This window comes from Aporhodopirellula sallentina SM41, from assembly GCF_000346505.1.
GTDB classification, from domain to species: Bacteria; Planctomycetota; Planctomycetia; order Pirellulales; family Pirellulaceae; genus Rhodopirellula; species Rhodopirellula sallentina.
The window spans coordinates 1-22,749 of record NZ_ANOH01000369.1 but is presented as its reverse complement, the minus strand read 5'-3'; the positions used below and the strand labels follow the sequence as shown (position 1 = coordinate 22,749).

General features: G+C 57.0%; 16 protein-coding genes. 9 read left to right on the top strand and 7 right to left on the bottom strand.

The annotated features are described in order from the left end of the window. Positions 1-203 precede the first annotated feature (203 nt). Both RSSM_RS34340 and RSSM_RS24355 read right to left on the bottom strand, forming a co-directional pair. Positions 204-2,378: an EF-hand domain-containing protein gene (locus RSSM_RS34340; protein ID WP_008685877.1), complete on the bottom strand. Its 2,175-nt coding sequence runs from the start codon at positions 2,376-2,378 to the stop codon at positions 204-206. A 370-nt stretch (positions 2,379-2,748) separates the two neighbouring features. Further along, positions 2,749-3,351 (bottom strand): sigma-70 family RNA polymerase sigma factor, encoded by a 603-nt coding sequence (locus RSSM_RS24355; protein ID WP_044303536.1) that lies wholly within the window; start codon positions 3,349-3,351, stop codon positions 2,749-2,751. A 100-nt stretch (positions 3,352-3,451) separates the two neighbouring features. On the opposite strand from RSSM_RS24355, the gene RSSM_RS24350 reads away from it, so the two are divergent. Both RSSM_RS24350 and RSSM_RS24345 read left to right on the top strand, forming a co-directional pair. Continuing rightward, positions 3,452-6,259, top strand: a complete 2,808-nt coding sequence (locus RSSM_RS24350; protein ID WP_008685872.1) for a sulfatase-like hydrolase/transferase — start codon at positions 3,452-3,454, stop codon at positions 6,257-6,259. Positions 6,260-6,338: 79 nt separating this feature from the next. Continuing rightward, positions 6,339-7,751 carry an Lcl C-terminal domain-containing protein gene (locus tag RSSM_RS24345; RefSeq protein WP_008685870.1) on the top strand — a complete coding sequence of 471 codons (1,413 nt, stop codon included), beginning with the start codon at positions 6,339-6,341 and terminating at the stop codon, positions 7,749-7,751. A 573-nt stretch (positions 7,752-8,324) separates the two neighbouring features. Here the strand turns inward: RSSM_RS24345 and RSSM_RS24340 are convergent. Further along, on the bottom strand, positions 8,325-9,272 hold the full coding sequence (locus RSSM_RS24340) for an alpha/beta hydrolase family protein (RefSeq protein ID WP_044303534.1): 948 nt from the start codon (positions 9,270-9,272) through the stop codon (positions 8,325-8,327). A gap of 597 nt (positions 9,273-9,869) precedes the next feature. On the opposite strand from RSSM_RS24340, the gene RSSM_RS24330 reads away from it, so the two are divergent. Next, complete coding sequence (locus RSSM_RS24330; protein WP_008685864.1) at positions 9,870-12,401, top strand: glycosyl hydrolase 2 galactose-binding domain-containing protein; 2,532 nt, start codon at positions 9,870-9,872, stop codon at positions 12,399-12,401. 457 nt (positions 12,402-12,858) lie between these two features. Here RSSM_RS24330 and pdxH read toward each other — a convergent pair whose 3' ends face one another. Then, positions 12,859-13,662, bottom strand: coding sequence for a pyridoxamine 5'-phosphate oxidase (gene pdxH, locus RSSM_RS24325; protein WP_008685862.1), 804 nt, complete (start codon positions 13,660-13,662; stop codon positions 12,859-12,861). A 249-nt stretch (positions 13,663-13,911) separates the two neighbouring features. On the opposite strand from pdxH, the gene RSSM_RS24320 reads away from it, so the two are divergent. Next, positions 13,912-14,739, top strand: a complete 828-nt coding sequence (locus tag RSSM_RS24320) for a YqgE/AlgH family protein (protein ID WP_044303532.1) — start codon at positions 13,912-13,914, stop codon at positions 14,737-14,739. 47 nt (positions 14,740-14,786) lie between these two features. Further along, positions 14,787-15,194, top strand: coding sequence for a cold shock domain-containing protein (locus RSSM_RS24315; protein WP_008685858.1), 408 nt, complete (start codon positions 14,787-14,789; stop codon positions 15,192-15,194). A 173-nt stretch (positions 15,195-15,367) separates the two neighbouring features. On the opposite strand, the gene RSSM_RS24310 is transcribed toward RSSM_RS24315, so the two are convergent. After that, positions 15,368-15,625: a hypothetical protein gene (locus tag RSSM_RS24310; RefSeq protein ID WP_008685856.1), complete on the bottom strand. Its 258-nt coding sequence runs from the start codon at positions 15,623-15,625 to the stop codon at positions 15,368-15,370. Positions 15,626-15,778: 153 nt separating this feature from the next. Here RSSM_RS24310 and RSSM_RS24305 point away from each other — a divergent pair, with 153 nt between their 5' ends. Beyond that, positions 15,779-16,162: a hypothetical protein gene (locus RSSM_RS24305; RefSeq protein ID WP_008685855.1), complete on the top strand. Its 384-nt coding sequence runs from the start codon at positions 15,779-15,781 to the stop codon at positions 16,160-16,162. Further along, positions 16,146-16,946, top strand: a complete 801-nt coding sequence (locus RSSM_RS24300) for an RluA family pseudouridine synthase (RefSeq protein WP_044303531.1) — start codon at positions 16,146-16,148, stop codon at positions 16,944-16,946. The genes RSSM_RS24305 and RSSM_RS24300 overlap by 17 nt, the downstream gene beginning before the upstream one ends. A 109-nt stretch (positions 16,947-17,055) precedes the next feature. On the opposite strand, the gene RSSM_RS24295 is transcribed toward RSSM_RS24300, so the two are convergent. Continuing rightward, positions 17,056-18,336: a competence/damage-inducible protein A gene (locus RSSM_RS24295; RefSeq protein WP_008685850.1), complete on the bottom strand. Its 1,281-nt coding sequence runs from the start codon at positions 18,334-18,336 to the stop codon at positions 17,056-17,058. A gap of 125 nt (positions 18,337-18,461) precedes the next feature. Here RSSM_RS24295 and eboE point away from each other — a divergent pair, with 125 nt between their 5' ends. Then, positions 18,462-19,754: a metabolite traffic protein EboE gene (eboE, locus tag RSSM_RS24290; RefSeq protein ID WP_008685848.1), complete on the top strand. Its 1,293-nt coding sequence runs from the start codon at positions 18,462-18,464 to the stop codon at positions 19,752-19,754. Positions 19,755-19,803: 49 nt separating this feature from the next. Further along, positions 19,804-20,550: a pyridoxine 5'-phosphate synthase gene (locus tag RSSM_RS24285; RefSeq protein ID WP_008685845.1), complete on the top strand. Its 747-nt coding sequence runs from the start codon at positions 19,804-19,806 to the stop codon at positions 20,548-20,550. Here RSSM_RS24285 and RSSM_RS24280 read toward each other — a convergent pair. Then, positions 20,527-22,749 (bottom strand): efflux RND transporter permease subunit (locus RSSM_RS24280; protein WP_044303530.1); only part of this gene is annotated, 2,223 nt, incomplete at its 5' end. The genes RSSM_RS24285 and RSSM_RS24280 overlap by 24 nt on opposite strands.

The following is a 22,749-nucleotide window of genomic DNA, read 5'->3' as shown; positions in this document are numbered from 1 at the left end:
GCGAAACGCGAGTACCGTACGTTTTGCGTCGCTCGATCTTTGCGAGAAAGTGTGCATTGTCTGTTTCCGTATTCTCGTGCAACCTCGAATGATTTCGCGACAGATGAAATATAGCGCAAGCGGACGTTTCCTCAAAACGCGGACGTCGTTCGCTGGGACGCCCGCTGCGCGATTGACCTAGCGTTGCCGTTTGGAGTGGTGCTCTATCGGTCCGAACGCCCACCGGGGCGTGTGCCCGAACCCGAACGTTCGTGGCCTCCCTGGCTACGACGTCCTCCGCCGCCTGGGAAGTGTGAGCGTCCATTGACCATGCCGCCCGTTTCATCCCGGTCCAACCAAACCGTGAATTCCTGTTGAACCGACTTGCACCAACCTTTCTCTTTGTTGCACGCGAAGTACTGAATTTGGATCGTTATCGGTTCCCCCGATTCCCAATTCTTGACGTCGACCAAAAACTCTCGTGGTTCGTTGTCCGACTCAATATCCAGTTTGGGGGATTGACCCGTCGCGGGGGTCACCGACGCTCCTTCGGCCAGGATTCGGTATTCGGGTGGAGTGGCCAGATTGTTCCAACTCGCACCGAGAACCGGATCCTGTCGAAAGCCCAGATAGAGTTTTCCCGTTCCGGTTCGCAGCAGTTCTTGGTCGGCCTCGGGACGTAACTTCACGTAGCGATTCGACTCAATGAAGTCACTCGAAAGCAATGCGTTGACCGGATTGCTCTCACCGGCGGCGGCAACCCGCAGAGGAACCGCAACACCTTCGACCTTGACCCGCTCGATCAGCATCTGACTTTCGGGAGTTAAGTGACGTTCGAAGCGTGGGAGATTCAGGTCGGCGACCGATGTGAGTGTTGATGGCTTGCCGACGAGGCTCTCGAGCGATTCACGCAGGCTCGACCCGCGTCCCCATGAATCGCGATGCACCACACTTCCCGACTGATCGAATACGAACTGTGAGTTCGGCGTGCCCTTGAAGTAAGTTTTCATTTGGTTGTCCATTGGGTCGGTCAACCAAGGTATCTCGGTTTGCAGCAACTCTTTGGCATGTTCGACTTGGGCAAAACGATCTTCGATCGACGTCGGCTGCACAAAACCCCAGTTCTCGGGGTGCGCGAGCGATTGATAGAGGAAGTAGAAGTTGACGCCACGATCGGAGAAGTCGCGAGCAACGGCTTCGATTTCAGGATACGAACTGCGGAAGGCAGGGCATGTCAAACATCCAGATACGACGACCGTGTACTTGGACTCAAAGACACTACGGGTAGGCACCAGCTCGCGATCCACGTTGTAGACCTGCAGGTTGGTCGGCATCTGGGTTCCCACCGCGAAGTTTTCTTTGAATTCGATGTCGCGAGGACGCACCCGATCACGAGGTCCACCGCGCCCGGCACCGGCACTTTGTCCTCGGCTTTGACCGCGTTGTGCTTGACCGCGTTGACCTGAGCCACGTTGGTTTTGTCCGAGTGAAACTTCTCGTGAGCCGCGTTGTCCTGGGCCAGGCTGTCCTGCGCTGCGTTGTCTCTCGCCACGCTCTCCCATTTCGGGAGCGTGGCGGCCTTGGGTGGGGGCGTTCTTAACTTCTTGGTCGTTGTCGGGGTTAAGTTGGTTGCGACGAAACTGAGACGCTAGCACGAGAAGTTCGTCTTCGTCGAGCGATCCGTTCTTGTCAGCATCGGCCACACCAAACGCGTCGTGCATGTGTTCGGGAAGTTCGGCGTTTGCAATCAACCCATCGGCATCGGTATCAAGCGAAAGGAGCTGAGCCGCGAATGAGGCGTCAGCCCGCGAGGGATCGGCGTTCCTTTCACCGCCGCCGGCCACTCCACGCCCACCTGCTGCTCCACGCCCACCACTCGGGCCTCGTCCATCGGGGCTTCGGCCACTGGGGCCACGTCCATCACTGGGACCACGTCCGCTGTCCGGTTGCATACTGCCCGATCCAGCCCGACTGCCCGGGCGGGCTTGCGATCTTGCACCATACGTTGACCGCAGTTCGTCGCCGGTCAACTGGCCGTCTCGGTTTCGATCCATCTCACTAAGCGCGGTCGTCGCGTTCTTAATCTCGTCGGCTGAAAGGATGCCGTCGGAATCGGCGTCAAAAATGGCAACCCACGGTGGAGACTGTTGACCGGGGCGCTGGCCGGATCCTTGCTGGCTGGAGCCCTGCCGAGTGGAGCTCTGCCCACTGGGGCCCTGCCCACTGGAACGCTGCCGACCTCCAGCCCAACCCTGGCCTTGGCCTCGTCGTTGACCTCCCGCACCGCGTTCAAAATTCCCTTCGCCTCTCTGCCGACCGGGTGGCTGAGCCTGCACGTAGGGTTCGAACACCAGGAACGAAAGAAAGCAAAGGGCGATCAGAAATTGACAACGACGCATCGGGAGTCTCGGCGGTTAAGGAAGTTCGTATGGGTGACTCGTCGGGGAACGTCACGTTTCATCGCAAATCGCGAGGCCTTGGTTTTCATGTCGCTGATGCCGTGCCGGGCTCGAATAGCGATAGATGCCTGCCATCGAGGTCTTGGAGAGATCGAGCGAAACGGAAAGTGACGTTAGTCCAACGAGAAGAGTATCCGGCAGCCCATTGCCCGCCCCGCGTTGGCTGCGGTTCGGGACAAACAAACAGGGCGACGCCCGACGGCGGACCGATCGGCACGAAGGCTCATCGACCGTCAACAGGTCTCGGGTAGGTTCTTAAACCCGGATCGCAGTGAGTATCTACAAGGCAATGTGAAGAGATCTGCAGATGCTACGGCAATCGCTCCAGCACACCGCGCAGACGCGTCAACGCCCGCATGTATCGAATACTTGCGGTTTTCGGATTGATCCCCAACTCGATCGCGACTTCTTGGTTGGTCAGTTCCTCGAAGTGCCGAAGGGCGAGGATCTCCTGGTCCATTTCGCTGATGTTGTCGAGTGCTTTTCGAACTTCGTCCATCAATTCACCTTTGACCGCAATCTGACTGGGGGATGTCAGGTGCGCGATGAACCGTTGGGAAAGACACACCGAGGTGTTCTCCCACAGACCCGAACGGTCGGCATCGAATTCCCTCAGCACCGAGCGTGATGCGGTGCCGAGGTGCATCCGGTGAATGTTGCTGAGGGTCTGTCCAACAACCAGACGCAGCCACAAAAAAAGCGATGGAAAGTCGCCGTCGATGTAGTGCTGTAGCCGCTTTTCCGCGTCCAGATAGACTTCCTGAACGACGTCGTCGGTATCCACGCGACTTCGGATCTGGTCGCTAAGTCGGAAGTGAATGATCTGCCAAATCCGTGGCCGATGAATCGTGAAGAGTTCGCCGAATACGGTCGTGTCGCCGCCAGCGAGTCGTTCTTCGAGGTCATCGCGCATGAAGACAAAACTTTGTGAATTAGCTGTAGATCGCTGGGTTTGAGCGGGTTTCAGTGCGTGAGACCTTTCCGAATCATCAATCTATCAGTGAAACTCCCGCATGAAAACGATTCGACGCCTTATTGAATCCCGGATCACCCGTTTGGTCGCGGTGGCAGCTTTCATTTTCTTGCTATCCGGTGGCGCGGCGACGGTCCTGCACGCGAAACCCGCCACGCCCGCACGTCCAAACATCGTCATTCTTCTCGCGGACGATTTAGGCTGGGGAGACGTCGGTTTCCACGGAGGCGTTGCTGAAACACCGAACATCAACCGGCTCGCTCGCGAAGGTGTGCAGCTACAGCGGTTCTATGCCTACCCGGCCTGCAGTCCCGCTCGCGCGGCGATGCTGACGGGACGGTTTCCTCATCGATACGGGATTGAAGGACCTGTCCGACCTCGCGACGAAGGTTTGCCGCTGAGCGAACGTTTGTTGGTCGCCGACTTCCAGGAAGCGGGATACCAAACGGCACTGATCGGGAAGTGGCACCTGAGTCACTCTACCGACATGACGCGGAACCCGGTTCGCCGCGGATTCGACCACTTCTACGGATTCCTCGAAGCCTCGGTCGACTACTACAAGCACACCGACAACCGGGGCAACCTGGACTGGCAGCGAAACGGCACGCCGGTTCATGAGGAAGGATATGCAACCGACCTGCTGGCCAACGAAGCGATCAAGGTTCTTGCGAAACGCGATAAACGTCAACCGCTGTGCATGGTGGTCTCCTTCAACGCACCGCACACTCCGTTTCAGGCACCGCAGCATCTCGAAGCGAAATACAGCCACCTCAGTCGGCAACACGCGACCTACGCGGCGATGGTGGACTCGTTGGACCAAGGAATCGGACGAATCCTTGCGGCAATTGATCAGCAAGGCATCAGCAATGAAACCATTGTCGTGTTCGCGTCCGACAACGGAGCCGCGCGGATGGGATCGAACGCACCGCTGCGAGGACAGAAACGTCAAGTCAACGAGGGCGGCATTCGAGTCCCTTGTATTGTCAAAACGCTAGGCGTTACCAAGCCCGGCACGAAGTCAGAGCAGTTCATGGCGATTCACGATCTGTTGCCGACGCTCGCCGGTGCGACGGGGGTCGCGTTGAAAGACGGCCGTCCTCTCGATGGCGTTGATCTCTGGGACAGCCTTGTGGGAGGCGACACTATCAATCGAACGATGGTGATTGCCGAAGCAGACTATGCGATTTACCGAGACCAATGGAAACTCATTCAATCCGACAACGGCGAATTGGAACTCTATGACATCATCAGCGACCCGACCGAGCAACACGACCTGAGTTCGCAGCGAAACGCGATCGTCAAACAATTGGCAGGCGAACTGAATACTTTCAAGAAACGAGTGGCGGCCGACCAACCGTTCGAAAGCCAAGTTGATGCTCAGCCGGCAAAGCTTGTGACCACCGACGTCGACATCCAAGAGGGGGCTTCGTTGTCCAACGCGGAACTGCACGGTGATGTCGACTTCAGCGTTCTCGGTGATCGGCTGGTCGAATCCAACGGTCGCGGTATTCGGCTGCTGTCCGGCGAGGACCGAAACGGCGATGGCGAACTGGCCGGTGAAGCATCGATCTACCGTACGGACGTGGCACCGGATTCTCGCTGGTACCGATTCGACATCACCGCCATGGCTCAAGACGGATTCGAGGTCAACAACGATAACTTGTATTTGATGGTCGAGTTCTTTCAGAAAGCGGGCACTGATTCGTTGGACTCGATAAAATCACGGATCTATCCGCAAGTTGAGCGAGAGCGACGAGACTTTCGAGACGAGTCGACCAACGCAAGTCTTGGCCATGCCACTTGGCGAACGTATGCGATGGATTTTCGCACGCCGTTCGCCGAAGTCGACATGGTCAAACTGAGTGTCGGTTTCAACGACGGCACAGGGCGAGGCAAGAAGTCAGAGTTTTGGGTTCAGACGATCAGTCTGAGGCCGATCGCGGCTCCTGCGGACTATCAACCGCCGACCGCTCCGAGACAATTCCCACAGCCCGATGCCGAATCGTTGGTCGCACTCGGCGGTCGTTGGTACTACGACCCTCAAGGCGGCAGCAAAGAAGTTCCCAAGCAGTTTGACTATACGAACTCCGATCAATTGCTCTACAAGTCCGCTCGCTTTGAGGCACCGTTTGCGGGCAACATGTCTTCTTGGTTGCGAGCCGGCTACAAAGACTTCGCAGGTGATTTGGTCGAGAAGGATGAGTACAAACCTTACGCGGTCGTCATCCAGGTCACCGACGATCACATCGTCATGCGTAGCCGCAATTTACCGAATCACCCAACCGCGACGTTCCCCGATAAATGGCGAATGCTCGACGGCAACCCTTCGTACATTCAGGAGAAGGCGAACACCTGGTATCTACCCAAGTATCCCAAGTTGGCGGCCGATCCGATCGCAATGGATGCCAAGAACTCCAACGGAGCGTTGCCGATGGGACCGATCGGTGTCGCGACCAACGGCGTGATCTTCTTCAATCCGTTCGATCATATTTTTGAAACCGATGCGGTGTGGCGACTGGACCGCTGCTGTGGTCACCCGAGCCCACAGAGTGCGTACCACTATCATAAGTACCCGATATGCGTCAAAACGCCATGGAGTGACGAAGGCAAAATGCACTCGTCGGTGATCGGTTTCGCCTTCGACGGTATTCCGGTGTACGGGCCATACGAGGCCGACGGATTGTTGGCGAAAGACGATACGCAAAACCCGCTCAACGACTTCAACTTGCACACGGACGACGAACGTGGCCCGCATTATCATGTGACCCCCGGGCAGTTCCCTCATATCATTGGCGGCTACTGGGGGGAAGTTGATCCGATGAACGGTCGTGGACGTCGGGCTCGCTGAGAACGTGTATCGCGATCGAGTAAAAGCTACGCTCGATTCGAAAGTCCTGAGTTGCTGATTCCAACATAGAGAAAAAAACATGTCCCGCTGGAAGCGTCTTGCATTCATCATCATGACCCTGCTGATCACGAGTGATCCGGCGATGTTGCGGGCGACCGAAAGTGTTCCTGCCCCGGTCCCAGATACCGGCCAACAACGTTGTTATGGGAACAGGAATGAGATCATGTTCCCCTCAGCAGGTGAGCCCTATCACGGTCAAGACGCGCAGTACAGCACGAACGCACCCAGTTACCGCGATAATGGTGACGGTACGGTCAGTGATTTGATCACCGGTCTGATGTGGGAGAAAACGCCCGACTTTACGAAGGTCACCCAAGATCAAGCGGAAGTGCGAGCGAAGCAACTCACGACGGGAGGTCACCATGATTGGCGTGTCCCCACGATCAAGGAGCTTTTCAGCATTGCCGACTTTTGTGGCAACATGCACTCCCGCACGCCCTATATCGACACCACGGTTTTCTCCTTCGTGTACCCCAATACCACCCAAGGAGAAACCGGCCGACCAGGAAGCCGAGATATGGATGCTCAGTACGCTTCGTCAAACCGGTGTGTGGGGATCACCATGGGGCGTGATCGAAGCGCCTTCGGATTCAATTTTGCCGACGGACGTATCAAGAGTTATCCACTGAAGGCCACCAGATACCTGCGATGCGTTCGTGGAAATCCCAACTATGGAAAGAACCGTTTTCAAGACAACGGGGATGGGACGATCGCCGATCACGCCACCGGATTGATGTGGCAGACGATGGACAGTGGTCAGCCAATGGACTGGAAGGGGGCTCTTGCCTATGCCGAAGGACTCGTGCTGGGGGGCAAGGATGATTGGCGTCTTCCGAACGTGAAGGAACTCCAGTCCCTTGTCGACTACAGCAGGGCACCCGACGCCACTGTTTCCGCCAATCGTGGTGCGGCCATTGATCCACTGTTCCAACTGACAACAACCGAAAGTTGGTTCTGGTCGAGCACGACTCATATCGAAACCGGGGGAGCCTATTACGTCTGCTTCGGTCAGGCTTTATCAGCCCGAAAGATCCGAGGGAAGCAAATCAACGCTCACGGTGCCGGGGCCGTTCGCAGCGATCCCAAAGAAGGCGACCCCGGTCGCTGGCCCGATGGGCTCGGCCCGCAAGCGGACGAGATTCGCATCTTCAACTATGTGCGAGCGGTTCGTGGTGGAAACCCCATCACAGTCCGTCAAGGACCGCCACCCAAACGCGAATCGATGGTCGGAAAGCCGGGGGCCGGCATGATCCTAGCAAATCCGCTCCTCGGGCGACTCGACCGGGACGGCGATGGGGCGCTTTCAAAACAAGAGTTCGACGGACCCGGTCACCACTTCGACCGGCTCGATAAGAACAACGATGGAAAACTGAGAGGCGATGAGTTGCCAACAGGCCCCGCAAATCGACCAGGAAACAGACCCCGGCGATAGCGCACGTGGATGTTGTGGAATCCACACTCATCAGCCGATCGGCGTTAGCCGCGGTTTTCATGGGTAACCAGGGCAAACTCTCACCGGCGAATTTATCGAGCCGTTCGGATCGGTTCTTAGGAGCCCTCCATCCTGCGAGGTTGTGCAGTTTTTAGGTGCTGTGCCAGCAACGCCTTGAGAAACCCGCTCGCGCGGGAAGTCGATTTTATTACTGACGTTCTTCGAGGCGTCCTTGGCCCGAGACCTGAACCGTAGTGGACGAGCCGACGAGTCCTTCCCCACGCAAGGGACTCGTCGCCTCGTCCACTACCAAATGCTGCCTTTAATCAATCAGCATCCACAGCGGGAGGGGGCGGAAAGCGAGCGATCAGCGAGCTTTTCGGGGGAGGGCAATCCGCGCCACTTCCCATGCTCGGCCCCTCCTTCGCGTACGCCTGAACAGCGACGCTCGACCTCCCCCCAAAACTTCGTTTCGGGAGAGGTTCTCAAATGCTGAAACCCGCTAAAACGCGTCCTCGATAAACCGCACGACCTCCTGCATGTGGAGGGAAACCAACCGGGCCTCGATCGGATCTAATTGACGTGCCAGTCAATGCGACGGACTTTTCCGCCGAGGCTTTGCTTGATGAGATCTCGGCGGTTCTCTTCGTCGAGTTTCCCTTCGCCGAGAAGGTAGAAGTCGAGGATGCTCGGTACGATCGTCTGGAGCGCGCCTGTAACATCGGTGTCTGGGTTGGGAAGCCGTCTCGGGCCACCGCTCGGATCCGAGAAACTAAAGTGGTTCGCGTTGGTGAACCAAATCAAATGCTTGTCACCTTTCGGCATCAGTCGGAAGAAGTCTTTGTGCCCTTCACCTGAAATGTCTCGCGTTCCGGAGATTCCCACAAACGGCTGCGTGACGTCGGAGAAACTACTGCGTTGAAAGAAGTTGCCGTTGGCGCTTTGAGGGCTTAATGCGATCGCCAGTTTGATCCTGGGTTCGGTTAAGTCCTGCTTGATTTTGACCGGTTTGACGCCGCAGCAAGTCATCGCGGTGTAAGCACCGTAGGAGTGACCGACGATGGCGATTTGAGACAAGTCCATGCGGTCACGAAATCGCGAGTCATCGCGGTTGAGTCGTTCGGCCAAATCGATTGCGAATCGAACGTCCAACGGGCGTTGTTTCCTCGGCACCATGTCCTCGGCGCTATCGAGCAACGCGTCGCGAAAACCGAGTCGCTTGGTTCGCATCCGTTGACGAATGTTGTCGGTGTTGCTGGTCACGTGTTCCAAACAAGCAACCACGTAACCACGGGTCGCGATCTGCGATGCGAGTGCGTACATGCCGTGACGACTGCCCGCACCGCCGTGAGACACCAAGACCAAAGGTCGGGCATCGGTCTGGTCGGGAAGATGGAACGCGATCGGAACGTTGCGGTCACGTTCCTGGTCGAGATTTCGCGGCATGTCGATGACTTCCGCGTGGCTCGCCAAAGCGGTCAAGCAGACGATCGAGACAGATGCTGTGATGATGCGGAGCATAAGTGTGTCCTGTGGGTTGTCTCGCCAATCGGGGACGCTCGCTTTCGTTTGCCACGTTCTCGCTTGCTCGATTGACCGCCGTTCTGTCGAGCCTGAATACGTCGCGTGCCGCGTCCCCAACTTTGTCGATGAGAGGTCTGTAGAGAAGATGCATCGTAGCGGATTGGAAGAACGCGGCGAGCGGCAAAATGTACCTTCCGCCGGCGTTTTGTTTTGAGTAGCGGCCAACCGCATCAACATCGGCCCGGTTGTTCATGACATCCATAGACCTGCATCGCTCTTCAAACAAACCATGTATCGCCAGCGCGGGCTTCGGTAGTGCGGCATTTCGAATCGCTAGGCCAGCTTTTAGGTTGATTTGCATTGCCGAACAATGCGATCCAGGTATCGTTTGGGAAGGTCGATTTCCGAGTGCAGATTCCTGTTTGGGTCAAACGTTCCGACTCGAAATCAGCTCGCGGAAACTCGAAGGTCGCGAGGCGTGAGAAGAGAGCCGCGCGATTGAGAATCCGTACACCCTGTCTCCCGCTGACGGCATCTTGTTTCAACGCTGAGAGTTGATCGAAACGGAAGCGTCACTTGAGTTGCCGTTTTCAGATGAGCCACGTCCCCCAACGAAGTGAAGGTGACCTGATGAACAACAAATGTGTGAACGCAATCTCTCTCGCGGCGTTGATCGTGTTTGGGGGAGTTGCGTGTGTGGGGCGCGTGCATGCCGAGGATAGCGCGGACGAACAGAATTCTGACGCGGACAAGATCGTCTTGGATCTGTCGGGAGCGTGGGAGATGGAGGGCGTTCTGCCAGGCGAAGGCGAAAAGAAACTCTTTCATAAACTGCATCCAGATTGCGGTCCGGCGAACGTCCCCGGCGATGTCTACACGGATTTGTGGCGAGTCGGCCGGATTGACGATCCGCACGTGGGTCGAAACGGGCAACGGGCCAAATGGGTGATGGACTACGAATGGTGGTACTTCAAGACCTTCAAGGTTCCACCGGAAATGAAGGGCAAACAAATTCGTTTGATGTTCGATGGAATCGACTATGAGTGCGACGTTTGGCTCAACGGCGAATCGCTCGGTTCGCACGAGGGGGCCTACTCGCGGTTCGATTTTGATGTGTCGGAACTCGTGAACTACAACAGCAAACGTGACCGAACGGAAAACAATCTGCTCGCGATCAGGTTGCCGCCTCCGCCGCGAACGTTTGCTCTTGTTTGCGGACGCAAGTATCGATGGCATGGTGATTATGGAAACAACGTCACACCGTTTGGGATCTGGCGTCCGGTTCGATTGGAGGCGACCGGCCCGGTCACGATCGAAGACATCTACGTCACGTCCGATTTGCAATCCGGTGATGCGGCCGATGTGAATGTGCAGGTGACCGTGCGAAACGATTCTTATCGAACCCGCGAATTGACGTTCGACATGTCGGTTCAAGGGGACAATTTTTCGTCTAGCCCAGTCACAACATTAATTGTGCGAGACGCCGAACCGGGGGAAAACGTTTTCACGATTCCACTGCGTGTCGAGGATGCCCAACTTTGGACAACCTGGGATCTCGGTGATCAAAATCTGTATCGTGCGGAAGTCACCGTTCATGATGGCTCATCGTTTCAAGACCGCGAGACTCAGTCGTTTGCGATCCGCGATTTGCAGATGGAAATGAACCCGGGATGGACACCCGAGGAAGTGGAGTTTCCGTGGACCGTGATGCTCAATGGGAACCGTCACTACATGCGGAGTGCGTGTTGGGGCGGCCCGCCGGACATGTTCACCGGCCGAGCGACTGAGTCGATGTATCGCGAATACATTCGTTTGGCCAAAGAGGCCAACATTAACAACTTGCGTATCTTTTGTTGGCATCCGCCGGAGACGGAGTTGTTTTACCGGCTATGTGATGAGGCAGGTATTACGGTTTGGCAGGACTTCAGCCTGAGTCACTATCTCTACCCACGTGATCGTGAAACGATTCAAAAAATCTTTGACGAAAGCATCGATATCGTTAAGCAGATCCGCAACAACCCGTGCGTGATTTTTCTTAGCGGTGGTGAAGAGATTCTCTACACCAACTCGGACGACGATTCGGATTTCTTTTTGCAACTGATTACGGAACTCGAACGTGCCGTGGCGCCGTACCACTCCGTCCAGTGGATCCCAACGTGTCCGTTGAGTTGGCCGAATGTGCAGAAGGAATTCAAGCCGCGCGATTCCATCCACGCTCACGCACCGCACTATGGCGCGGGGTTGGTGATGCTCGAGGAATACTACAGCAGCCTTGAATACGCGTTTGTTCCGGAATTGGCGATCACGTCGTGCCCGAGCCCTGAGAGTATTCGCAAGTTCATCCCGGAGAAAGAAGTTTGGCCGCCCGGGCCGAGTTGGGGTTATCACTGGGCCGATCTCGATATCCTTCGCATCCATAACTACGAAGTCTTCGGTGACCAACTGACCGAAGGTTTTGATCAGTTTGTTGAGGCAACTCAGATCGCCCAAGGTGTGTACTTCCAGTATTCCGGAGAACACTTCCGCCGGATGAAACCGAAGAACAGCGGCGTATCGTTTTGCCACTTGATGCTGCACACGCCCGACATGAAATGGGCGATCGTCGACTTCTATCTGCAGCCGAAAAAATCGTTTGAGTATGTCAAACGAACTTTCCAACCGGTTCTGGTTTCGATGCAATACGACAAGCGAAGGTGGAATCCCGGTGAAACGTTCGAGGGGCAGATTTGGGTGGTTAACGATCTCTTCGAAGACTACCCCAATTGCACCGTGTCGGTCCGCTTCCTCGATGACCAAAATCGCGAGTTCCACCAGACGACTCGGCGGATCGGAGACGTTGGTGCCGACAGCGCGAAATCATTCGCCGCGGTGAAGGTACCCGTTCCCGGAAAACGTGGAGATAAGTTCTACGTTGAGATGCAACTGCAGGATGGCGATGGAAATATTATCTCGGAGAACGAGTATTTCCTTCTCGTTGACGATCAACAGGAAGCAAAGAAAATGCTCGAAGCGATGGGGATTGAAGCACGCGACCGGAAGAGCAACGGCGGAGAGACGATCCGTTACTTCCAAGAGCTTATGGGCGACCGGTTCATGCCCGCCAAACTCATCGAAGACTTCCGGTAGTGGATTGCTACAGCCAAACATGAGAGTTGAGGCCGTTGCGAAAGTCGCCAACAGGATGTTGATTTACTAGCCCGCCGCGCAAGCAAGGGATCACGGGCGACCACTCGCTCGCCGGTTTGTCGCTTTAATCAAGAGTCAACCTGTTTTCGTTTAACCGGTAGCCGTAGGCGACGTGCAGTGGCAAGTAGGTCGCCTACGGCTGCCCGTTAAACGCAATACCGTTCAATTTTCGTTTAACCCGTGCCCCAAGGGTAGGTTGTGTTCCGTCAAGCGTCGCCTACGGCTACCGGTTAAACGAAAACGCCACAACCCGGTGCTTCATTGAACGGTATTGCCGTTAAACGATTGAATCAGCAACCCGCCAAGACTCTCTGTGATGCAAGAGGCCTATCGAAACTCTTGGCGAGTTTCGCTACCCAGGGATTTCGCTACACAGAGATTTCGCTGCTCCGGATCGCTAGGGGGACAATCGTTCGATCTTCCATGGGGTTCCCGGTGGTTGGTCCAGGTCGCGTCGGTAGACGATTCGGTCGTGCAAGCGACTGGTCCTGCCTTGCCAGAACTCCATTTCGGTTGGTGTCACGGCGAAGCCTCCCCAGTTGTCGGGAAGGGGGATCGTGGTTTCGTCTGGGAACTGTTCAGCGAGCTTCTCGAATCGAGCCTCCAGTACCTCACGGGACTCGATCACCGATGATTGTGTGCTCGCGTGAGCGCCGAGTTGGCTGGCTCTCGGCCGCGAATGAAAATAGCGTTCCGAGCGTTCTCTCGCGATTCGCTCGGCACGTCCCGAGATCATCACTTGACGCTGCAGGTGCGGCCAAAAGAAGCACAGGCTTACCATCGGGTTGACGTCGATCTGTTGGCTTTTGACCGAGTCGTAATTGGTAAAGAACACGAACTGTTCTTCTTCGACGCCTTTGAGCAAGACGATCCGGCTGGACACATGACCTTCCGGGGTAGAGGTGGACAAGGTCATTGCGTTGGGTTCGAACCACTCGGGGATTCCTGAGGGCGATCCTTCGTCGGCATCACCCGCCTGAGCGTCGGTGTCGAAGGTGGCTCGATGCCCTGCGGCCTCATTGAACCAGTGGTGAAACTGAACCAACGGGTCCGAGGCAACGTCTTTCTCTAAGAGGCCACCGAGTGTGTAGTTACGCCGCATTTGATCCACGCGGCCGACCGGCGCTGTCACATTGGTGTCGGGGGAGCCCGGCGTTGCGTCGGTTCGCGAGTTTGAAACGTCTCCTGAATTTGAATTCATCGCTATGCACATTGAAGGGGGAAAGCCCTTTCAGGCTGAAATAAAGCGGGTTTGGCGCGCCGCTTGCCATATAGGAATGGGTTCTCGTCAGTCTGCCAAGGTGGCATGCCTCCCAACGCCTGTGGGCGTACTGTTCGGCGATCCATCGGTGATGTGCAAACGAAGACAGCCGGTGACGCCAGTGTGTGTTTCCGCGGTTTCTTTAGAACAACGTATCTCGTCAACCGCGTCTCAATTTGGAAAGTTGTAATGCGAAATTCTCAAGTGGGCGATCTTTTGGTGGCGTCCACCAATGTCGATGGCACAATCTTGAATCGTGGCGTGTGCTTGCTCGTTTACGAGGATGATCAAACAGCGATCGGATTGATGCTGAATCGTCCACTGCAGCTCGCGATTCCCGTTGGCGTCGACGATCCCTCCGCGGTCGCCGGTCCCGCGATGGGTGCGCCGGAGCCCCATAGCGGTATGACGCCCATTAGCGAGGCTGCGTCAAACCGGCTCGCCGGTGTCTTTGGCGAAGGGGGCGAACAGGTTGGGGGCGCACAGGTCGATGGTGAGGAGACGGTTGATGCCTACGATGTCGAACCTACCGATGCCGAATCAACCGATGCACATGATCAAACACCAGCGGACGGAAATATCCCGGCGCAGGCACACCTTGCCCTGATCGGTTCGGGCGAGGAAACCGACGCGGACAAACTGCTCGTCGGCAAAGCGCTGCACTTCGGTGGGCCATTGTCGGGGCCGATTGTGGCTGTTCACGGATCGCGTGAATTCGGTGAAGCCGAGGCGGGTGAAGGCATCTACGTCGCCGCGCATCGGGATCATCTCGAGGCATTGATACAATCTGGACAACCGATTCCTTATCGGCTGATCATCGGCCACTTGGGGTGGACGCAGGAGCAGCTCTGCGAAGAGATCGCCGCTGGGGTGTGGCACCGGATCCCCGCCACCGCCGATATCCTGTCGACGGCTGACGAATGGCTATGGCCAAAACTCATCCGTTCGGCGACCGCAAGCAGCGTTTCGCGTTGGTTAGGCGTTCCGCACGTTGCCGACGCCCACCAACTGAACTAAGATCGACGTCGATTTCCCGCTGTCCACTCATTTGCACAAAGTCTCACGTGTCCGATCGTCCGCTCTCTGGTTTTACCTCGAAACAGCAACGCGGCGGTGACGACGAGTTGGACAAGCCGTTTCGAATCCAAAAGAAGCGGCTCGGCGAAATCAAGTACGTTCGTGACGACAACGAATTCGGTTTCATCCAAGCCGAGGATTTCCGCGAGGACGTATTCTTTCACAAGATGGCGTGGGAAGCGGACCCGCGAGTGTTGCCGCAGCCTCTGATGTACGTCGAATTCGAACTCGACGACGAGCATTACGAGAAGACGAAAAAGCTGCGTGCGAAAGTGGTCCGGCCGACCGAACGGCCAGCGGGCAGGAAATTGAAAGCGAGCGATTCGCCTTACGAGATCGTTTTCCACCATCCACGCGCCCGTCGCAAACGTCCGACGTGGCGTGACGACAAATAGCCTGCCGTTGGTTTGGCAGGTGGCCTAGTCCTTCATGTCAACTTGATTTTCGGGTAGTGGACGAGGCGACGAGTCCTTGATGCGCTAGAAACGCAAGGGGATTCCTTGCGTCATCCACTACGATTCCACCCGAAAGCCACGCTGCAGTGGAATGCTAGTGAGTGGTTTGCGGGTTACTTGAACTCTTCTTCGAACGCCTCAAAATCGTCTACCTGCTCGACTGCGTCGCTTCCGAACTCGGCGACTTCCTCGAACGCCTGCGGGTCTTCGATCGCTCCTTCGTCGTCGGGCATCTCCTCGCTGAGCATCATTTCGTCATCCGCTGCCGGAGCGACATTGGCCTTGTTGCCGCGGTTGCTCATCACGTGCGCGACGACAACAGAAAGGATGACGCCGACCAAGAACACGACCCAGCAGATGAAATAGAGCATGAGGAAAAAGCGGTGAGGGAGAGGGGAGTCGGAAAGCTGCAGGAGACATACTAATCTAATCCCCGAATCACGCTGCGACAAATTGGCTCGGTAGCAAACTCCCCTCGTCCAAGGTACAACTCACGCTCCCCGCTTCGCTCTCCAGGTCCCCGCATGTCATCCAAATTCAACTACAAGCCGGGCGATTGGGTGATTTACACGAAGCAAAAGAGCAGCACGAGTCCCGGGCCGCGCGCCGAAAACGTTCACGCGGCGTCAAAGGGCAACCTCTACCGGTACACGGTCGAAAAGTACTGGATCATCGATTCGGTCGGGGACAATGGAACGTTGGTGCTCCGCACGCGTCGTGGCAAACGGCATGAAGTCTCCGCCGACGATCTGAATCTCCGCAAAGCTCGGATCTGGGAACGGTGGATTCACAGCAGCCGTTTTCAACTGATCGGTGATGCTTCTGAACCGGACGGCGACGATCCCCCCCACGACGAACTTGACAGCGTTTCAAGCAACGGAAACGACATCGATGGCCCCCGCGCGTAGGAAACCGCCCACCTCAGTTGCGGCATTGGATGTGATCTACGAAGACAATCATTTGCTCGTGGTCAACAAACCGGCGGGGCTCGCCACGATGGGGGATGCCGGGCGCACGACGCTGCACTCGGTCGCGGCGGCCTACCTGAAGGAAAAGTATCAGAAGCCGCACGGCGTCTACGTGGGAATCGTCAGCCGGTTGGACTCATTCACGTCCGGTGTGATCGTGTTAGCTCGGACCAGCAAGGCGGCCGCTCGGCTGAACACGCAGTTCGCCCAACACGCCAAGTCACTCGAATCCGAGAGCCGGCAACAGCATCCGGCGGTCAAGCAAATTCGAAAGACTTACCTCGCGGTGGCTCGCCCGGAACCCAATCCCGCCGCGCCGCTCGACGAGGGTGGTCGGTTGGATGATTTCGTCTACAAAGACGACCGTGCCCACCGAATGCGAACTCACCGCACAAAACGCGACGACGCTAAACCCGCGTCGTTGTTGTACCAGACGTTGCACCGGACCGATGAGTGGAACGTTTTTGCGGTCGCACCACTGACCGGACGCAAGCATCAAATCCGGGTTCAGTTTGCTGCCCGCGGTTGGCCCCTGTTGGGTGATCGCAAATACGGCAGCCAATCGGACTGGCCGTCGGGGATCGCGCTTCACAGTTATCGACTAACGATCGAGCACCCGACGAAACGCGAGTTGATGACGTTCCAATGTCCGCCACCGCCGTCGTGGAATAACGTCCGTTCAAAAGCATGGACATCGGGATTGAGCGATCTGAGTTGGGAGTGAAGATGGTGGGGGCCGATCAGCCCGTGTCGAACAATCATCCTCGATTGCCCATCCACACATCACAACCAATCCTCCGCGGCGTTCGCTGACACGTCAAGCGTTTTTCCGGCTACTTCGTTGCGGCCGCTTTCAGTTCGCTTCGCAGGAACATCAGGGCGGCTTTGGCGATCCGTGGATGGACGATGCTAGGGTGGCCACCGATTCGTTTGTGCTGCGATGCGACGTTCCCTTGAGGATCGCAAACATGGATCGTCAGAGGTGAGGCCGGCAGTACGGAGCCCTCGTGAATCGTGAGGTCCGGGTAGGCGTCGACCATCACGATCCAATCTGCGTGGAATCGTTTGCGGACGACTTGCAGGCACGCGTTGTATCGCTCGGCAAAATCATCCGCATCATCGGATGCAGGCGGGATCGGCTCGCGGGCGAAACGTGACAACTCGCCGACGTTGGCGAGGGAGAGTCCACCGGCAATCACAGGCGAATCCCCCAACGCTGCGAGCCAGTCGCCGAGCGGTGCCGCGTTGCCCAGTTCGATTACCACCAACCGTTGTTCTCGCTCTCGCAAGATCGCTTCCACCGCGTGTTGTTGTTCGAACGTTTCTCCGTCACCGAAGTAGAGATCACCGACGCGATCGAGAATCTCTTTTCGCGTCGACGCGATCATCTCTTCACACTGCGCGACCGTTTCGCCCATCGCGCTGATGCGCAGAGAGATCGTTGCGGAGCTGACGGTGATGCCGACTCGTGGTTGCCGTTCTCGATCGATCATGTCACCGAGTCGTTCTTCCATGTCGCTCTCGCCGACACCAAAGAATTTCATCACGCTGTGACGGATGTGACGACCGGCGTGATTGAGCGACAGGATTGCCGGTGCGACGGACGCGTCGAACATGGTTTTCATTTCATCGGGCACACCGGGTAACGCAAAAATCCGCGACTCGGTTCCGTCTTCGCGTGGCGAGGGTGCGTCGACTCCCGGTGCGGTTCCCTGCGGGTTGGGAATCGCCGAGGCACCGAGTGGGAACATCGCTTGGGATCGGTTCCGCTGTGGCATTTCGCGTCCACGAACCGCGAACATCGATTCGATATGTTTCAGCGAGGCCTCGTCGAGTTGCAGCGGTCGGCCGAGTGCCTCGGCAATCGCTTCACGAGTCAGGTCGTCACGGGTCGGGCCGAGACCGCCGGTGGCCACGACGATGTCCGCTCGGCGTACCGCGATTCGAAACGCGTCGGTATTATGCGAGAGGGTATCGCCCACCGTGCTGTGGAAATGAACGTCGACGCCTAACTCGGCGAGCCGGCGGCTCAGCCATGCCGTGTTGGTATCGATACGAGCGCCGCTAATCATTTCATCACCAATGGCAATTATTTCGGCATTCAGGTGAGGCATGTGAAATCACGTGGGTTAGAAAAATGCCCGGCGGGGCGACAAGTCAGCCTGTGCAGCTTACCCTTTACGCCTCGCTGCCGAACAGGTCGGAGGCGGGAACCGTTTCTACGTCAACCAATTCATCCATGCCATCTGCTTCACCCTCAAATCGGTCGCTGGCCCGTTGGACACTGGGTTACTGCACGAACATCCATCCCGGTATCGAAGTTGACGCGATCTGTCAAAACTTACAATCCGTTTCCGCCGAGGTGGCCGAGCGTCGCCAGGAAGCAACCGGCCCACTCGGCGTCGGGCTGTGGATCCCGCATGTCGCGTCGGTCGCGCTGCGTCGTCACGGCATGCCACCGCTCGTGGACGCGATCAACGGCAACAAACTCCTCGCCTACACGATCAACGGCTTCCCCTACGACAACTTTCACGGTGAACGTGTCAAGCATGCGGTCTATCAACCGCCGTGGTGGAGCGATGACCGCGTCGCGTACACGAGAGATCTCGCAAAGATTCTCGGTGAGCTGTTGCCCGCGGGAGAGGAGACAGGCACGATCAGCACATTGCCGCTGGGTTGGCCACGGCAAGTCGACGAGGTCGAATCCTCCGACTCCGAGACCGTGTGGCGCGATGTCACCGAAGACGAACTGCATCACGCAGGCACCAACTTCCGAAGGCTCGCAGAAGACCTGCGGATGCTCGAAAACCGAACCGGCAAACGGATCGTGGTCGCGATCGAACCCGAACCGGGCTGCCTCCTCGATTCGCCCGAGCAACTCGTCGAGTGGTTCCAAAAACAACTGCCCGACCCGACGCACCGACGATACATCGGCGTTTGCCACGATGTCTGCCATTCGGCGGTGATGATGGAAGACCAACGCGAGACCCTGCGGCGATATGCCGAGGCGGGGATCGTTCTCGGAAAGGTCCAAATCAGCAGCGCGATTGTCGCCGATTGGAAATCGGTCGAACCTTCCGATCACGCGGCTGTTCTAGAACAGTTGCGATCGTTCGCCGAAGACCGCTATCTGCATCAAACGGGACGGCGAACCGCGGACGGACGATTCGTGTTGTCGGATGACTTGCCTGAACTGCTCGACCAAACGACCGCGCCGGTGAGCGATCAACGATGGGTGATCCATTTTCACGTTCCTGTGTTCCTCGAGAGTTTCGGGCTGCTGAAGACGACCCGCGACGAGATCGCGGACGCGCTCGACGCGGTCAAGGAGCTGTCGTCGACCGAAGGCGGCGCGAACCAGCCGCCGCTCGAATTCACCGGCCACCTCGAGGTGGAAACGTATGCTTGGTCCGTTTTGCCCGACGCCGAACGCACCGGGGTGTTGGCGATTGATGATTCGCTCACCCGTGATCAAGCCATGGCGAGAGACATCGCCTACGAACTCGACTACGTCGAAACCTTATTGAAGTGATCCGGCGAGCGATCTTCCCCACTCTTCAGCCTCTTTCTTAATCACTCCCATGACCTCTTTCATCTCTCTCGGTGTCAATGTTGATCATGTCGCAACCGTACGTCAGGCTCGCCGGACAACCGAACCAGATCCGGTGATCGCGGCCGCCCTTGCCGAACAGGGAGGTGCCAACGGGATCACGTTTCACCTGCGAGAGGATCGCCGACACATACAGGACCGTGACGTCGAACTGTTCATGAAAACGGTTCAGGTCAGTACCAATTTTGAGTTGGCGTGTGCCGATGACGTGCTCAACATTTGTTGTCGTCTGAAACCGGATTGGGCGTTGCTCGTTCCCGAGAGTCGCCAAGAGGTGACGACCGAAGGCGGTCTCGATGTGGCCTCGGACAGCGGACGGATTCGTGACGCCGTCCAACGAATCACCGACGCGGGGATCCAAACGAGCCTCTTCCTTGATCCCGATCCGCGTCAGATCGATGCCGCCGCGAAACTCGGTGTCGACGCCGTTGAACTGCACACCGGTCCCTACGCGGTCGCAACTCGCGAGAACGTGTCTGCGGAACTCGAGCGACTGCGCACCGTTGGCGAACAAGTCACGCAGGCCGGCATGCGTCTGCACGCCGGCCATGGGCTTACCTACGCGAACGTTCAACCCGTCGCCGCGATCGCCGGGATGTGTGAACTCAACATCGGTCACAGCATCGTCAGCCGAGCGGTCATGGTCGGGATGAAAGAAGCGGTTGCCGAAATGCGGCGTTTGCTCGATTCAGCCTTACTCCTGAATCTCCACAAATGAAATCCCGAACGCCTGTAGGCAGACGAGATAAAGCAGATACAGCACCGGAATCAGCAGCAACACCAACACCGTTGCGACCATCAGTCCGAACGCCAGGCTAGTCGCCATCGGAATCAGCAGTTGGGCTTGGAATGACTTTTCGGTCAGCAGCGGAACCAAGCCCGCGATCGTTGTCAAGCTCGTCAACATGATCGGTCGAAAACGACGTTGCCCCGATTCGAGCAAAGCCTGCAGTGGCGGTTCGCCAGCCCGGACCCGGGAATTGATGAAGTCGATCAGCACGATCGAGTCGTTCACCACCACCCCGGCCAACGCGACCAATCCGAACATGCTGAAAAGGGTCAGTGGTAATCCTAATACCGCGTGTCCCCAAACTGCACCGATCATTCCGAACGGGACGATGGCCAAAATCAACAACGGTTGTGCGTAGCTGCGGAACTGCAGCACGAGCAGAACGAACATGCAAACGATCGCGACCACAAAGCCGATCAACAGGCTGCCGACCGATTCACGGCTTTGTTCCTGCTGACCTTCCCACCGGATCGAAACGTTGGGGTACATGCGAGAAAACTCAGGCAGGTAGTCGCGTTTCAATTCGGAAATGATCGTGTCGGCGTTGGCGGTCGTTTCATCGAGGTCGGCCGAGATCGTGACACTGCGTTGTTGGTCGACGCGGTTGATTTCCGAGAAACCTCGCTCTAAATCAATCTCGGCGAGTTCACCGATCGGCCGCATCGTTCCGCTGTTGTCACTGACGCGGATCTCGCGGAAATTCACGAGCGAGGCACGTTCGTCTTCGGGATAACGCACCATCAATTTCACCTCGTGCCGGCCGCGTTGCAAACGCATCACTTCGGCACCGTAGTAGGTGTTACGAACCGTTTGTCCGAGGTCCGTTGGTGTTACACCGGTCGACAGGGCGCTGTCTTTGACGCGGAATTGAAACTCCCACTTGCCCGGCGTGTTGTCGTCGGAGATGTCATAGACGCCGGCGAATTTTTCGACGCGTTTCTTCATCGTCTCGGTCGCTTCGAGCAGTTCGTCAATGTCCTCGCTCGAGGCGAGCAATTTGAACTCAATCGGCTTGCCACCCGGACCGGTGCCGACGCTTCCGAATGTGATTCTTTCGATCCCCGGTATCTCGCCGACTCTGCGACGCCACCTGTTGATTAACTCGTCACTGTGGACGTTTCGTATTTCGGTGTCGTGCAGTTCCGCAAAGATCTGACCGGCGTTGCTGCCGCTGTTGTTTTGTCCGCCCATCGGCCCCTGTGTGTTGGTGATCGCACCGACTTCACGATAGGCCAATCGAACCGGACCGACGTACTTTCCTTGTCCCGGGGTGTAGATTGCTTCGATCGGACGGCGTTCCTTGGCCGCGCGTTCTTCAGCGATTTCGCGGCTGACTTCCGCCAACGCAATTTCCATCCGCCGTGTCGCGGCATCGGTCGCACCGGCGGGGGTTCCGTTGGGAAAAACCACCGTCGCCTGCAGGTAGTTGTTGTCCGTCTTGGGAAACAAAACCGTCTGCACCACACCACCGCGGATCATCCCAAACGTCCCGACCAACATTCCGAACGCGACCGCGATCGGCAACACCGGGTTCCGCAAGCAGAAGTGCAGCGTCGGCACGTAGATATTCTCCGCAAACCATTCCATCGCGTCGCTCGCGTGGGAATTGATCCACAGCAACAGCAGCATGAACGGACGCAGGGGATAGGTAATAATCGCGGCAAAGCGAAAGAATCCGGCATGCGAATGAGCCAAGTGACATGGCAGAACAAACGTGCTTTCCCACAACGAAATGATCAGCATTGCGATCACCGCAAAAGGGATCACCGCCATGAATTTGCCCATCACACCGGACACAAAGAACATCGGCGAGAATGCGATCACGGTCGTTGCGATCGATGCGGTCACACTCGGCAACACCTCCGTCGCACCGTCCACCGCCGAATCCATCAACGTCTTGCCCATCTGTCGGTGAGCGTAAATGTTTTCGCCGATCACAATCGCGTCGTCGACAACGATCCCGAGTGCGATCAAAAACGAGAACAGGGACAGCATGTTCAGAGTCTGATCACCGTACGCGAGCGCAGCCCCCGCACCCATGATCGAAATCGGAATCCCCAACGCCACCCAAAACGCCAGACGTACTTCGAGAAAGAACGCCAGCACCAGGAACACGAGGCACAAACC

What these genes read in the sequence shown, in the direction of transcription:
- RSSM_RS24300 (WP_044303531.1), top strand. Translation starts at nt 16,146, where the DNA reads ATGGCCCCCGCGCGTAGGAAACCGCCCACCTCAGTTGCGGCATTGGAT.
- RSSM_RS24355 (WP_044303536.1), bottom strand. Translation starts at nt 3,351, where the DNA reads ATGCGCGATGACCTCGAAGAACGACTCGCTGGCGGCGACACGACCGTA.
- RSSM_RS24350 (WP_008685872.1), top strand. Translation starts at nt 3,452, where the DNA reads ATGAAAACGATTCGACGCCTTATTGAATCCCGGATCACCCGTTTGGTC.
- RSSM_RS24345 (WP_008685870.1), top strand. Translation starts at nt 6,339, where the DNA reads ATGTCCCGCTGGAAGCGTCTTGCATTCATCATCATGACCCTGCTGATC.
- RSSM_RS24340 (WP_044303534.1), bottom strand. Translation starts at nt 9,272, where the DNA reads ATGCTCCGCATCATCACAGCATCTGTCTCGATCGTCTGCTTGACCGCT.
- RSSM_RS24330 (WP_008685864.1), top strand. Translation starts at nt 9,870, where the DNA reads ATGAGCCACGTCCCCCAACGAAGTGAAGGTGACCTGATGAACAACAAA.
- RSSM_RS34340 (WP_008685877.1), bottom strand. Translation starts at nt 2,378, where the DNA reads ATGCGTCGTTGTCAATTTCTGATCGCCCTTTGCTTTCTTTCGTTCCTG.
- RSSM_RS24320 (WP_044303532.1), top strand. Translation starts at nt 13,912, where the DNA reads ATGCGAAATTCTCAAGTGGGCGATCTTTTGGTGGCGTCCACCAATGTC.
- RSSM_RS24295 (WP_008685850.1), bottom strand. Translation starts at nt 18,336, where the DNA reads ATGCCTCACCTGAATGCCGAAATAATTGCCATTGGTGATGAAATGATT.
- pdxH (WP_008685862.1), bottom strand. Translation starts at nt 13,662, where the DNA reads ATGAATTCAAATTCAGGAGACGTTTCAAACTCGCGAACCGACGCAACG.
- RSSM_RS24305 (WP_008685855.1), top strand. Translation starts at nt 15,779, where the DNA reads ATGTCATCCAAATTCAACTACAAGCCGGGCGATTGGGTGATTTACACG.
- RSSM_RS24310 (WP_008685856.1), bottom strand. Translation starts at nt 15,625, where the DNA reads ATGCTCTATTTCATCTGCTGGGTCGTGTTCTTGGTCGGCGTCATCCTT.
- eboE (WP_008685848.1), top strand. Translation starts at nt 18,462, where the DNA reads ATGCCATCTGCTTCACCCTCAAATCGGTCGCTGGCCCGTTGGACACTG.
- RSSM_RS24285 (WP_008685845.1), top strand. Translation starts at nt 19,804, where the DNA reads ATGACCTCTTTCATCTCTCTCGGTGTCAATGTTGATCATGTCGCAACC.